This is a genomic window from Paracnuella aquatica (assembly GCF_003332885.2).
Taxonomy (GTDB): Bacteria; Bacteroidota; Bacteroidia; order Chitinophagales; family Chitinophagaceae; genus Flavisolibacter; species Flavisolibacter aquaticus.
On the sequence record NZ_QOWJ01000001.1, the window covers coordinates 372,249 to 385,287 of the forward strand.

10 protein-coding genes are annotated in these 13,039 nt (G+C 49.1%); 7 read left to right on the top strand and 3 right to left on the bottom strand.

All coding sequences use genetic code 11. The annotated features are described in order from the left end of the window. Positions 1 to 16: 16 nt before the first annotated feature. Positions 17 to 1,948 carry a PAS domain-containing sensor histidine kinase gene (locus tag DRJ53_RS01670; protein ID WP_114233843.1) on the bottom strand — a complete coding sequence of 644 codons (1,932 nt, stop codon included), beginning with the start codon at positions 1,946 to 1,948 and terminating at the stop codon, positions 17 to 19. Positions 1,949 to 2,323: 375 nt separating this feature from the next. Here DRJ53_RS01670 and DRJ53_RS01675 point away from each other — a divergent pair, with 375 nt between their 5' ends. Both DRJ53_RS01675 and DRJ53_RS01680 read left to right on the top strand, forming a co-directional pair. Beyond that, positions 2,324 to 2,593 (top strand): hypothetical protein, encoded by a 270-nt coding sequence (locus tag DRJ53_RS01675; protein ID WP_123893293.1) that lies wholly within the window; start codon positions 2,324 to 2,326, stop codon positions 2,591 to 2,593. 119 nt (positions 2,594 to 2,712) lie between these two features. Continuing rightward, complete coding sequence (locus DRJ53_RS01680; protein ID WP_114233845.1) at positions 2,713 to 2,931, top strand: hypothetical protein; 219 nt, start codon at positions 2,713 to 2,715, stop codon at positions 2,929 to 2,931. Positions 2,932 to 3,132: 201 nt separating this feature from the next. Here DRJ53_RS01680 and DRJ53_RS01685 read toward each other — a convergent pair whose 3' ends face one another. After that, positions 3,133 to 4,113, bottom strand: coding sequence for a fasciclin domain-containing protein (locus DRJ53_RS01685; protein ID WP_114233846.1), 981 nt, complete (start codon positions 4,111 to 4,113; stop codon positions 3,133 to 3,135). A 572-nt stretch (positions 4,114 to 4,685) separates the two neighbouring features. Here DRJ53_RS01685 and DRJ53_RS01690 point away from each other — a divergent pair. Together DRJ53_RS01690 and DRJ53_RS01695 are read left to right on the top strand one after the other, a co-directional pair. Further along, positions 4,686 to 5,933, top strand: coding sequence for a tyrosine-type recombinase/integrase (locus tag DRJ53_RS01690; RefSeq protein ID WP_114233847.1), 1,248 nt, complete (start codon positions 4,686 to 4,688; stop codon positions 5,931 to 5,933). 457 nt (positions 5,934 to 6,390) lie between these two features. Further along, positions 6,391 to 7,404, top strand: a complete 1,014-nt coding sequence (locus tag DRJ53_RS01695; RefSeq protein WP_114233848.1) for an AAA family ATPase — start codon at positions 6,391 to 6,393, stop codon at positions 7,402 to 7,404. Between the two features lie 64 nt (positions 7,405 to 7,468). Here the strand turns inward: DRJ53_RS01695 and DRJ53_RS01700 are convergent, their stop codons facing one another. Continuing rightward, positions 7,469 to 7,957 carry a hypothetical protein gene (locus tag DRJ53_RS01700; protein ID WP_114233849.1) on the bottom strand — a complete coding sequence of 163 codons (489 nt, stop codon included), beginning with the start codon at positions 7,955 to 7,957 and terminating at the stop codon, positions 7,469 to 7,471. A gap of 179 nt (positions 7,958 to 8,136) precedes the next feature. Between DRJ53_RS01700 and DRJ53_RS01705 the strand changes: the two genes are divergently transcribed. The 3 genes from DRJ53_RS01705 (at position 8,137) to DRJ53_RS01715 (ending at position 13,033) form a co-directional block, all read left to right on the top strand. After that, the gene (locus DRJ53_RS01705; RefSeq protein ID WP_123893295.1) at positions 8,137 to 8,724 is read left to right on the top strand and encodes a hypothetical protein; all 588 of its coding nucleotides are present in this window, start codon (positions 8,137 to 8,139) and stop codon (positions 8,722 to 8,724) included. 218 nt (positions 8,725 to 8,942) lie between these two features. After that, complete coding sequence (dinB, locus tag DRJ53_RS01710; RefSeq protein ID WP_114233851.1) at positions 8,943 to 10,097, top strand: DNA polymerase IV; 1,155 nt, start codon at positions 8,943 to 8,945, stop codon at positions 10,095 to 10,097. Between the two features lie 8 nt (positions 10,098 to 10,105). Beyond that, a complete protein-coding gene (locus DRJ53_RS01715) occupies positions 10,106 to 13,033 on the top strand; it encodes a DNA polymerase III subunit alpha (protein ID WP_114233852.1) in 2,928 nt (975 codons plus the stop codon). Positions 13,034 to 13,039 lie beyond the last annotated feature (6 nt).

The following is a 13,039-nucleotide window of genomic DNA, read 5'->3' on the forward strand; positions in this document are numbered from 1 at the left end:
TTACGGTAATCAAAAACTAACCTGCGCAGGGAAAAAGCATATGAAACTTGGCACCTTCTCCAAGTTCAGATTCTGCCCAAATGTAGCCATGGTGATTGTCCATAACTTTGCGGGCAATAGAAAGGCCGATGCCGGTACCCGAAAACTCGGAGCGGCCGTGCAGGCGCTGAAATAATTGGAAAATCCGGTCGGCATATTGTTGCTCAAACCCAATGCCGTTGTCTTTTACCGAAATCATTTGAAAGCATTGTTCGGCTGCATCCGGTGGCAATGCAATTGCTACATCAGCGCCCGACACCATTTTAGCGGTGATCTCAATCCGGGGCGGCACATCCTGTTTGCTGTACTTAAGCGAATTGGCAATGATGTTTTGAAACAACTGCAGCACCTGTCTTGAATAACCTTTGATCACCGGCATCTGCCCAATTTCAACAATAGCCTTTTTTTCCTCAATCGTTACTTCCAGGTCCGATAGCACCTGTTGCAATTTTTTACCCAGGTTCACCGATTCGGGATGTGCCGGTGTGGCGCTGATATGGGAGTAAGAAAGCAGGTCTTCAACCAGCGATGTCATGCGCTGCGTAGCATTTTGCATGCGGGTAAACATATTCATTTCCGAATCCGACAAGCGGTCGGCAAGGCTGTTTTTCAGCCGGTCAGAAAACACATGAATTTTGCGGATCGGCTCTTTCAAATCGTGGGAAGCCGCATGTGCAAATTCTTCGAGGTTTGCGTTGGAGCGCCTTAATTCTTCCACCAGTTTTTCCAACCGCAACTCGGTTTTTTTCAACTCCGAATAATCGGTAAATGTTACCAGCACTTCATCATGCACTTTGGTGCTGCGGAGGTCGAGGTAAAGATCATGGCCATCTACATGATAATGCACATCTTTTCGGATGGTGTTGCCCGTTAAGTATGTTTCCTTGTACATGTCAAACACACCATTGGTCAAATATCCCGGGAAAAATTCACTTCCCAATCGGCCTTTCAGCACTTCCGGCGTTTCGTTTACATAAGCAGCAAAAGTGGGGTTAGTAATCACAAATGTAAAATCCACCACTTCGCCATGGGCATCAAAATAGGGCGCAAAAGTAAACATGCCCGATTGTGATGCATTGAACACCGCCTGCATCCTTTCGCCTGCCTGCTCCACCTGCAGTTGTGTTTCTTTGGTAAGGCTGATGTCTAAAAAAATATTAATCAAATGGTCGTCGTCCATTTTCGACACCGACAGCTCGATCCATTTTTGCGTTGGCGCAAAAAAGTATTGTGCATTAAACGGCTCACCGGTTTCCAATGCATTTAGCGCCATTTGTTGTAAGGTGGACTGCGAAAAGTTCGGGTCCATTTCCGTTACCGTTTTGGAACTGATGGTCTCATCATTCAACAAAAGCATCTGGTGTGCCGCATCGTTCGACAGGATTGTTCTGCCATCAACAACCTGGCCCGTTTCGTCGCGTAGCACTTCGGTTACGGTAATACCAGCCGGGGAAAAACGCAGCAGGTTGTGCAGCATCGTTTTTTGCTCCTGCAGTTGCGCTGTTTGTGCTTCCAGCTGTTGAATGATCATGTTTTCCTTGGTACGGTCTTCCACCAGCGTCAGCACGCCTTCCCGCAGTTTGCACCGGTACACCCGTGCATATTTGTTGAGCGCCTTGTTGAACACATTTGTTTTTGCCGGCACACCGGTTTGGTACACCTGCACCAATTCTGCCAGCACGGACTTACGCAATTGATCATCAAGGGTGGGAGAGTTAGACACACGCAGGCCGGTAAACTGTTCCCGTGTAAGCTTCAGGTATTTGAGGCCGGCCTCGTTGCTGTACACAAATTCAAAATCAATGATGGCATCTCCTGCATCGTTCCAGATGGGTTGATTCCAAACGACCGCCTGCGGCTGTATATCGTATAACTCCGAAAATAACTGAGCGTCGTATGATGCCTTCATTGAAATAATTCCCACAATTTAAGCCGTTTCCATCTGGCTGGATTAAATAAAAAGACGGTGTTCGGTTTGCTTCCGTGCCGCACATGTTTCAACCAATTTGCCTTGCGATAAGTTCATACGTATCAAAATGTATGCGCATTATGAAGTGGGAAACAAAGCATCAAAAAGCGTTATTTATTGTTCGGTCACAAACAATGGAAAACAACCATAGCTAAAATCTAATAATGCAAAAAGGGATGAGTTCCATTGCGGTTTGTAGCAAAATATCCCGGGCACACAATGGAACGTGCTTCTATTTTGTAATGCCTTTGCTTGCGCCAAAGAAAAACTAAAAGGGGCTGGAATAGCTTTTGTATCTGCATGCTGGAAAAAACAATGAAACAGAAAAACATCTTTGCAGCTTTTGCCATGGCAGCGTTTGCACTCACCTCCTGTGGCGATAACAACGACATTGCAGCCTCCGAAGTACCCGCCGCGGTGATGTCCTCATTTAACAGCAAATACACCAACGTTACCAACGCCGAGTGGGAAAAAGAAGAACGCAATGGCGCCACGGTGTACGAAGTTGATTTCCGTGCAAACAACAAAGAAATCAAAGCCATTTTCGACACCAACGGCGGACTTATTGAAAGCAAAGGCGATTAGTGCTACGTAAATATGGCCTCCGGTAAGAAATGTTTACCGTCATACAGCTTACCGCGAAATGAATCGGGCATACCATTAATTACGGCACAGGTATTGATCTATACACAAAAAAATACACTATGAACAGGAATAGCAAAAAAACTTGGAGAACGGTTGCGTCCGTAGTTGCATTGGGCGCCGCTGTGGTAGGCATTGCATATTATTTTAAAGACAACGAAAAGGTGCAGCAGGCTTTGGGCAGTGCAAAAACAAAAGCACAACAGGGCTACGGCACTGTGAAAGACACCATCGGCCAACTGGCTGATGCCGCTCAGAAAAAGCTGGCGCATACTTTCTAAACGATCTTATAGAATAAAAAAAGCCCGCAAGTGCGGGCTTTTTTTATTGCAGCATCATGTCAATTGCTGCAGTATTTCAACTTGACCCTAACGTTGGCGTCGCCTGCAATTTTTTGTTGCTGTTTAATACTTGAAAAGTTTAAACACTTATTTTGTATAAACCAACGACCCTGCACGGAGTCGTTGGTTTATCATTTTTTATTAAGGCAACAAAACCCGGTCTATCACATGGATAACGCCATTGGTGGCAACAATGTCCGTTTGAACGATATTAGAAGGAGCAGAGTTTTTCCCATCGATCTGTGGGCCATTGGTCAATGAAATAATGGTTTTGCCACCAGACAGCATCGTCAACATCTGGCCATTGTTAAGGTCGGAAGAAAATACCCTGCCGGCCACCACGTGATAGGTTAGTATCGAAACCAGGTCCGATGGCATTGCTGCTTCTATTGAAGCAATGGTTGTAAAACCTGCATCAATAAAAGCCTGGTTGGTTGGTGCAAACACGGTTAACGGACCTGGACCGGATAATGCGTTTACAAGGCCAGCTTTTTTCACTGCTGCCACCAGGTATGTGAAGTCCGGGTTCGCTGCAGCCACATCAACAATGTTTCCTGCAGGCGGCATCAACACCCTGTCGATGGCGTGGATCACCGCACTTTTATCCGTTATATCGGCAGCCACTACAGGTGTACCATTGATAAAAACATCCGAACCACGACGAACGATATAAGCTTTTTGCTCGCTAAGCATCGTTAGCTCCGTGTACGTAGTGGGCACTTGTGCGGCCAGCACTTTTCCTTTCAATACATGATAAAGCAAAATGGCTTTAAGTTGTGCTACCGGAACACCGTTAATGGCCTGGCGTGTTCCCAGGCCCATTGCTGCAAATGCTTCATCGGTTGGTGCAAACAAAGTGTAAGCAAACTTCGGGTTATTCAGTTCGTTGGCAAGTCCGGCTCGTGCAATGGCAAACGATAGCAATTGAAATTGGGCCTGCCGCGACGTCCCGTTATTCATCTGCGCATTAGCCGCATTATTTTTTCCTACAGACTTACTGTTTAAAAAAGCAACAATACCTGCTTCGCCCGGTGTTGCTTCAGCATTATCCTTAGCTTCTTTTTGGCAAGAAATCATGATCAGAGCAGGCAGCAGAAATGCTGCCAAGACAAATCTCCGCATAGGTTTTGTGTTTTTTGGATTGAAGAAATATTAGTCTTCAAGGGCCAAGTAAGCTATAGCTGCACGGTAGAAGGAGAACAAGAATTTTGTTGGAAAAGTTCAAAAATATTTTAGTATAATATTTATTTGATTGAGCATGTTATCGGCGTTGATATTTTAGCCAATGGCTCTAGGAGTCGGACATGTCTTAAATGACTTCGTAGGGTTCAATAACAGCTGCGGATGATTTGCCAGAAGCGGCTCGATACATAACGTTGCGGCCAAAACGATGATGAATGCTAAGCGACATTCGTTAACAACCTACAACGGGATAGAGCGGGAAATAAGGTTTTGCAAAAGCGTACAATGGCGATGCAGCAACTTTTACAGCTTGACGTATGATCCTTTCCTTGAACAGAAAAATAATGGAATGTTGTGATGAATCTAAGTCGGGATGACTGGATTCGAACCAGCGGCCTCTTCGTCCCGAAGAGTCACTTGGGGTAAACTTGTTGAGGTGAAATCCTTTGCTGTAGCGGGTTTGGTGAGAAAATGAGTCTCATTTTTTTGAGTCTTTCAATCACCTGGAAAAAATGCGAATTAATCGATGGAAACCCACCGTCACCATCCAGTTGTCTACCTACAAAAAACAGTACATCCGGCTACGCTGGACACTGGAAAAACGGTACGAAATGCTCGTCCCCCTGCACCGGCAGGATGCGCATGAAGCCGCCGAACGGATCAAGCAACAGATCGAAGCTGACGTTCTCGCCAGTTCTTTCGACACAACGCTATCGAGGTACAAGGGCCTGCTAAAAGTCGCTCATCCAAATCCCGGGCAGGTAAAACGAGCTGTAAAACCAGCGAAGTCTAAACCCCTGGTAAAAAAGAGGAAAAAGCGTACCCTTGATGTTGCCGCCTCTTTTAACGAGTACATCAAAGCCCGGTGCTTGCGCAGAACCGTTACACCGACCTACTACCGGTCTTCTATGCGCATGGTGGAGCGCTGGGGCTCGTTCGACCTTAAAGATGTACCGAACCTGCTCTGCGGAGAGATGATAAGCCCGAGGACATTCAATGAGCGGCGTGGATGCCTGTTTCAGTTCTTCGAGTACCTGCTACGGAAAGGTAAAATCAAGATGAACCCACTGGTTGATGTGTTGCCGGAGCGCAAGACCAAAGTGAAGAATGCGGCTCGCAAACCCTTTACGGACACGGAAATTCGTCGGATTTTGGACGCATTTAAGAACGACTCGCTTGTCCCCAAAGGCTCCCATTATCTACATTCTCAGTACTACGGGTTCGTGTACTTCATGGCTCAAACGGGTTGCAGGAACGCTGAGGCCGTTGGGTTGAGAGTAGAAGATGTCGACTTTCAAAAAAATGAAGTAAGGATCTGGAGAACATTTGCTCGGACCGCCAGGGGTACCCATGCGGCTGCCCGTGTAGAAAAGGGGACGAAGATGGACAATGAGCGCTTTTTACCGCTTGGTGTTGACACCGAGCTTAGAAGGGTGTTGTGGAAGCTATGCGTTGGTCGACAGGGATCGGATTTTGTTTTCGTTTCCCATGAAGGCCTCCCAATCGACGACCACAAATTCCTGCGGCGTACGTTCCGACCTGTTTTGCAGCAGCTGGGAATCCGAGACCGGCACTTGTACGCATTCCGCCACACTTTTGCCTCACGTAACATCCAGGCTGGCGCCAACGCTGCCCAGATCGCTTACTTCATGGGGGACAGCATCCAGACTGTATTGCAGAACTACTTCCACAACATTAGACCAGATTTTTTACCTGGAATGATACAACACGAGATCGAACCGCTTGATAATGCTGCGTAAGGCTGCCGGATTTCGGTCGACAGAGGGTAGGGGCTGGCGCAAACCAGCCTCACCTTTTTACACAACAAACAAAACTCCCCAAGTAATGCACATTTTTGTGCATAAGTTCAACCTCACTTAATTTGGAATTTTCACCAGACTCGTTTTACCTTTGTGCCACATCGCCGCTCCACTTATTTTCCAGGCGATGATTGCGAACCGGGTGATCGGTGTCGCTGTTACAAGCTCAAATTTGGTCTTTCCGACCACCCCCCTGTACACAGCTGGTATTTCACCGGCAACTTTACTACACTATTCGACTTACAAGCTGCAGCTGCAGCCGAACGTGAGCTATACAAGTTCATGCATACGCTAAACGATCCAGCAACACTGGTTCGGAACACCTCCCTACTCACGTTCAAATCACCTCCCAAGGTGCAGCACAGTGGAGCTGAGATCCACTTAAATTTTTTACGAAATGACCACAACTGAACAAACCCCAGTATTATCAGAAGCTGCCGTACCGAACGTTGTTAACGCTCTCGATTTATACAACCAACCAGAGGAACCGCGCCCCTTTTTGTTAGAAGGATGGATGCCTCAAGGGCAGACTGCTCTATTGTTCGGCTCCTCCGACGTAGGAAAGTCGATGCTGGCAAGAGATTTTGCGCTACACATCGTTCTTGGAAAGGATTCATTCATTGGAAAAACCCTAAATCCTGTTCACAGACGGGTGCTTTATGTGAGCACTGAGGACGACGCAATGGACTGGAAATCTCGCTTACAAAACTCGATTGTTGATAAATCTTGCAGCACAAACCTCGAAGGTTTAGATCTGATGTTCCCTGATGGTAAGAACACGATCCCAAACATTTACAAATACCTATTAACGTACCCGACAGATTTGCTGGTTGTCGATGTTGCTACCGACTTCCCAATCGGCAACATAAACGACACCGATGCAGTTCGAAAGTTTTTTTTCCACTTTAAAGTAATTGCGAGGCAAACCGGAACGTCAGTTCTGATGCTCCACCACGTAGCTAAGGGACGAGAAGGTATCAGCAAAGACCATGCGATTGGAAGTCAGGCCTGGACATCAGGCCCCCGCGCTGCATGGATGCTTTCGAGAGATGGTTCAACCTATGATAACAACGGAAGACGTCTGTTAACCCTTGTAAAGGCGAACCATGCATCTGATGCGGAGAAAAGCCGTCCAATTTGCCTTAAGATCACAGACAGGCTCAGCTTCGAACCTGTGTTGTCCACTTCGTCGCTGGATCATTTTATCGAGTCGGGTGGTAAGAAGTTGAAAAAAACAGAGGACCCCGCTCTCATTGAAAAAATTCTTGAGCTAAAAGAGAGCGGATTGACCTTGCTGCAAATTGTCGAGGAGCTTAAGGAGATGGAGATCACAGTGGGTAAAACTACAGTGAGCAACATCATTCGGGAACACCAGAAAAATGGTGAACTCACCGAAGCGGAAGCCGCATAAAACTGTTTCATTATCATAATTCCGTTCGTCCGTTACCCCTGGGGTAGTGAGCGGACGGAATTTTTTAACTCAACTGATCCACCGGCACATCCACCAGCTTGTCGATGGACAGGCTCGAAGACACCCTTCGTTCTATGAGCTTTTTCAGTAATGCCTTCCGCTGGATTTCGCTACCCTTGTAGGCATACTTTGGGTTCACACAATAAAAGTTTAGCTTATCGGTCCGCAGCACCAGTCCGAGGTCAACCAACAGACCCAGGTGCTGCGCAGCGGTACCCTTGCTGTATGCCCGTTTGGCGCTGGTCACCGTCGACACAAACGCGATGAAGGCAGCCTTCAGCTCCTCGTCAAATACAAAGGTGTTGGTGGCATCCATCCACTCACAGAGGAAGTCGTACAGGGCTCGCTGGCCGCGTTCCAGCTCCAGCAAAAGGTGCTGCGCGTTGTGGTAGTAGGTAACGCCGGACTGTACAAAAAGGACCGTTCTGGCGATCCTTTTACCGTCGGGACCTACGGCATCAATGTTAACGGTAGAGTACTTCAGTTTTCTCATTTCGGGTTCATGGATAATGGTATCGTGGATGGTATCATCGTCGGCTGCGATCCTTAACTTTGCTCGGTTTCGGGGGTATATCCCCGTTATACAAGGGATTGTTCCGCTCTCATGCTCTACATGCGCAACCCTACGCGAGACAGTCGACCATCAAGACCACAAATGTAATACCGACCCAGATGAAAACAACAACACAAAACCCCGACCCCGCCGCAGTCGTGGAGACAGACCCACGCAGGCAACACAACGACTTTATCCAATTCTCTACAAGGGAAGACCGCTACCGAAGGAAAGTGTCCAGCAGGCCCGTAGACACGATGCGCAAGGACGGGATCAACCTTCCGGTACAACAGCGGGAGTACCTGCTTGAACCACGGCTCCATGTTGGTCCCGAGTTCTTTGCCTACACGTTCCACCTCGAAGGTCTTCCCCGGCAGTTGCTGGCCTACCTGATGGTTCACGAAGTGGATTACAATACCGGTAAGTTCCGCTTCGACGACCAGGTAATCCACCGCTTTGGTGAGTACTGCGAATTGTTTGGAAAACCTTGTAAAGAAGGCGTGGTACGCAGCGGCATTCGCAAGCTCGTTGAGATGAACATCGTGGTGAACATCTCCAGAGGACGCTACATGATCAATCCTTTACTCGGGGTTGGTACCACCGAGGCCGTGCGGCGAGAACAGATCAAAGCGTACACCCGCCAGCTTGTAGCAAAAGGCAAAGACCCACACGACCATTTTTACCCGGTGTACACCATCCCCGTGTAAAAGAGGAATGTGCACCGTTGACGGGGTGGGTTAGGAGCCGCTTTGGGTCAACCACTCCACCACGTTTTTATCCACAGGTCCAACGCTGATTCTACTCCGCTGATTTACAGTGTCATACAGATAAGCTCATTGCTAACGTCTTCGCTTAAACGTAAAAAGTTTAAACCTGTTTGCTAAAAACTTTAGTAATTTGGCAGCACATTTGTTCTCACTTCTTTATGCACCAAACCGACCACAGGACCATCGCGCATCTTGATCTCGATACGTTTTTCGTGAGCGTGGAGTGTCTGAAAAACAGCCAGCTCAAAGGAAAGCCGCTACTGATCGGTGGACACAGCGACCGTGCGGTGGTGTCAGCATGCAGCTACGAAGCGCGAAAGTTCGGCGTCCACTCCGCGATGCCAATGAAGCTGGCGCGTAGACTTTGTCCGCAAGCCATTGTTCTCGGTGGTGACATGGATTCTTACAGCAAGTACTCACGCCTCGTTACCGACATCGTGCGGGAGAAAGTGCCGCAGTTCGAGAAGTCCAGTATCGACGAGTTCTACATCGACCTAACGGGCATGGACAAGTTCTTTGGGTGCAGCACCTACACGAGAGAACTCAAGCAGACCATCACAAAAGAAACCGGACTTCCTATTTCCTACGGTCTATCGGTCAACAAGACGGTGAGTAAAGTCGCAACCGATGAAGGCAAGCCGAACGGTGCGCTTGAGATACCTCTCGGAAAAGAGAAATCTTTCCTTGGACCGTTACCGGTTACGAAGCTGCCGATGGTTGGTGCACAGACCGGAAAGCTCCTGAAACAGATGGGCGTCCATACCATTGAAACGTTAAGTGAGATACCGCAGGAGATGATGGAAAACCTCCTTGGTAAGAACGGTACAGAGCTGTGGAGGCGTGCAAACGGCATAGATGAAACACCCGTTGTTCCGTACCAGGAGCGCAAAAGCATCTCCACAGAGCACACCTTTCAAAACGACACCATCGACGTTCGCTTCATGCAGGCTCAGCTCGTCCAGATGACAGAAAAGATCGGGCACGAACTACGCAACCAGAACAAGCTAACGGGATGCGTCACTGTGAAGGTTCGCTACGCCAACTTCGACACCCTTAGTAAGCAGTGCGTCATTCCCTATACAGCGCTGGATCATCTTCTCCTGGATAAGGTCCGCGAGTTGTTCGATAAGCTTTACGACCGGCGTTTACTGGTGCGCCTGCTGGGTGTCAAATTCAGCCACCTCGTACCCGGCAACTACCAGATCAATCTCTTTGACGATACCAGCGAGATGATCAAGTTGTATCAGGCACTTGACGGTCTCAATCACCGCTATGGACGGTTTCTGATCATGAGAGCAAGCGGACTCCTTTAATCCCCTTTATGTACATCAACTGCAAAACATACTTCAGTTACAGGTACGGGACTTTCAGCACCGAGAATCTTATTGCGGAAGCTGTGGAGCACGGTGTAGCTGCGTTGGCGCTCACCAACATCAACAACACGTCCGACCTCTGGGACTTTTACCAGTCCTGTAAAGACAAGGGGATGCGGCCTGTTCTCGGTGTCGAGGTCCGCAACGGTGACACGTTCTGTTACGTGCTGCTCGCCCGGAACCAGACCGGTTTGTTGGAGATCAACACATTTCTAACCCACCACCTCCAGGAACAGACCGAATTTCCTACAAGGGGACAGTTTTCGCAGAACGTATGGGTGGTTTATGCCTTGCATCAACTGACTTTCGAGCTGTCGGCAAACGAATTGGTGGGGGTGCGTCCTTCACAGGTAAACAAACTCTTTACTACTGATTGTGTAGCACTTCGTCATAAGCTGGTGGTGCTGCAGCCGGTGACCTACAAAAACAAAGTGGGTTACAACCTGCACCGGTTGCTCCGCGCCATCCACCACAACAAGCTGCTGTCAAAACAATGTCCAACGGAAACTGCTGGTCCCGACGAGCACTTTCTCACACCTGCGGAAATCCTGAGTGCGTTCCGCCAGCACCCTTACATCGTCACCAACACACTCACCATTCTCGACAGTTGTAACTGTGAGATGGAGCTTGACACAGACAAGAACAAAAAGGTGTTCTCAGCAACCGCGGAAGACGACCGCATCCTGTTGGAAAAGCTTGCACTGGACGGTCTGCGTACCCGTTACGGCACGAATAACAGGACGGCAGGGGAACGCGTCCAAAAGGAATTGGAGATCATCAACAGGCTCGGTTTTAACGCTTACTTCCTCATTACCTGGGACCTGGTGCGGTATGCACAAAGCCGGGGGTTTTACTATGTTGGTCGTGGTAGCGGTGCCAACTCAATTGTTGCGTACTGCCTGGGCATCACTGATGTAAACCCGATTGATCTCGACCTGTACTTTGAACGGTTTTTGAACCCTTACCGGACCTCGCCGCCGGACTTCGACATCGACTTTAGCTGGAAGGACCGCGATGAGATCATCGACTATGTGTTTAAACGGTATGGTAGGCGGCATGTTGCGCTACTTGGGATGGTGAGCACCTTCCAGTACAACGCAACGCTCAGAGAGCTGGCAAAGGTCTTCGGACTTCCCAAACACGAGATAGATGCCATTGCAGCCAACCCGAAAGCGACGCTTAACGAAGACAAGATCCAGCGGCTCATTCTTTACTACGGTTCGTTGATGACCGACTTTCCCAACTACCCGAGCATCCATCCCGGTGGAATGCTCATCTCCGAAGAACCCGTTTGCCAGTACACGGCGCTGGAGATGCCGCCAAAAGGATTTGCGACCACTCAGATTGATATGTTTGTTGCGGAGAAGGTTGGACTATACAAGCTCGACATCCTCTCTCAAAGGGGTCTTGGACACATCAAGGACGCCATTGATCTGGTGCGGCAAAACCGTAGCATCGCGGTGGACATTCGCGAAGTGGAAAAGTTAAAGAAGGACAGACAGGTTGCCGACCAGATAAGAAAGGGTGATACCATCGGTTGTTTCTACATCGAGAGTCCGGCGATGCGCCAACTGCTCAAAAAACTTCGGTGTAGCGATTATGTAACCCTCGTTGCGGCCAGTTCGATCATCCGTCCCGGTGTTGCGCAATCGGGCATGATGCGGCAGTACATCTACCGCTTCCACAACCCCGACAAGTTCGAGTACCTGCATCCCAAAATGAAGGAGCTGCTGGAAGAAACCTATGGGGTGATGGTGTACCAGGAGGACGTGATCAAGATCGCTCACCACTTCGCCGGTCTCGACATGGGAGAAGCCGACGTGCTGCGCCGTGCGATGAGTGGCAAGTACCGCGGCCGTAAAGAGTTTGAGCGCATCAGGGATCAGTTCTTTACCAACTGTAAGCAGCTCGGACACCCCGACGACATTGCTAAAGAGGTCTGGAGGCAGATCGAGTCGTTTGGCGGGTATTCGTTCTCAAAGGCACACTCCGCATCGTTTGCTGTAGAGAGCTACCAAAGCCTGTACCTGAAGACGTATTTCCCTGTTGAGTTCATGGTGGCGGTGATCAACAACTTCGGAGGATTTTACTCCACCGAACTTTACTTTCACGAATTGCGCAGGTGCGGAGCGAAGGTGTATGCCCCATGTGTAAACAATAGCAACACCCTGACTTCCTTACAAGGGAAAGGCGTCTACATTGGTTTTACCCACGTTAAAAGCCTTGAGGAGGAAACAATACAGCGCCTGCTGGACGAGCGGTCTGTTCACGGGTCGTTTTTGAGCCTGTCCGACTTCATGGAGCGCACCGGCACCGGACGTGAGCAGTTGAACGTGCTGATCCGCATCGGTGCGTTCCGCTTCACTGGCAAGAACAAAAAGGAGCTGTTGTGGGAAGCTAACTTTTTACACAAGCGACTCAAGCGACAGGAGGCGGCAACCCTGTTCGCTGAGGAAGAAAAGCCCGTGGAGTTCAAGCTGCCGGTACTGCAGCAAACTGCGATAGAAGATGCGCTGGACGAGATCGAGCTGCTGGGGTTCCCGCTCTGTGATCCTTTCTCGCTTGTGGATTTTGATCGTCAGAAATTCGTAGGAGCCAGTGAGCTGGACGCCCACCTTGGTAACGAGGTGGAGCTGATGGCTTATTACATCACCCGCAAACCGGTGCGGACGGTGAACGGTCAACTGATGTTTTTCGGTACGTTCATCGACCCGAAAGGGGATTGGTTAGACACAGTTCATTTTGCCGACTCTGCCGACCGCTACCCGATCACCGGTGCCGGTTTTTACCAGCTAAAAGGAAAGGTGGTGGACGACTTTGGCGTGTACAGCGTGGAGGTATCCTGGATGCAAAAGGTGGGGATGAAAACCGGTTGAGATGGT

Coding starts and splice junctions, on each gene's coding strand:
- DRJ53_RS01715 (WP_114233852.1), top strand. CDS start 10,106: ATGTACATCAACTGCAAAACATACTTCAGTTACAGGTACGGGACTTTC.
- DRJ53_RS01695 (WP_114233848.1), top strand. CDS start 6,391: ATGACCACAACTGAACAAACCCCAGTATTATCAGAAGCTGCCGTACCG.
- dinB (WP_114233851.1), top strand. CDS start 8,943: ATGCACCAAACCGACCACAGGACCATCGCGCATCTTGATCTCGATACG.
- DRJ53_RS01690 (WP_114233847.1), top strand. CDS start 4,686: ATGCGAATTAATCGATGGAAACCCACCGTCACCATCCAGTTGTCTACC.
- DRJ53_RS01675 (WP_123893293.1), top strand. CDS start 2,324: ATGAAACAGAAAAACATCTTTGCAGCTTTTGCCATGGCAGCGTTTGCA.
- DRJ53_RS01700 (WP_114233849.1), bottom strand. CDS start 7,957: ATGAGAAAACTGAAGTACTCTACCGTTAACATTGATGCCGTAGGTCCC.
- DRJ53_RS01670 (WP_114233843.1), bottom strand. CDS start 1,948: ATGAAGGCATCATACGACGCTCAGTTATTTTCGGAGTTATACGATATA.
- DRJ53_RS01685 (WP_114233846.1), bottom strand. CDS start 4,113: ATGCGGAGATTTGTCTTGGCAGCATTTCTGCTGCCTGCTCTGATCATG.
- DRJ53_RS01705 (WP_123893295.1), top strand. CDS start 8,137: ATGAAAACAACAACACAAAACCCCGACCCCGCCGCAGTCGTGGAGACA.
- DRJ53_RS01680 (WP_114233845.1), top strand. CDS start 2,713: ATGAACAGGAATAGCAAAAAAACTTGGAGAACGGTTGCGTCCGTAGTT.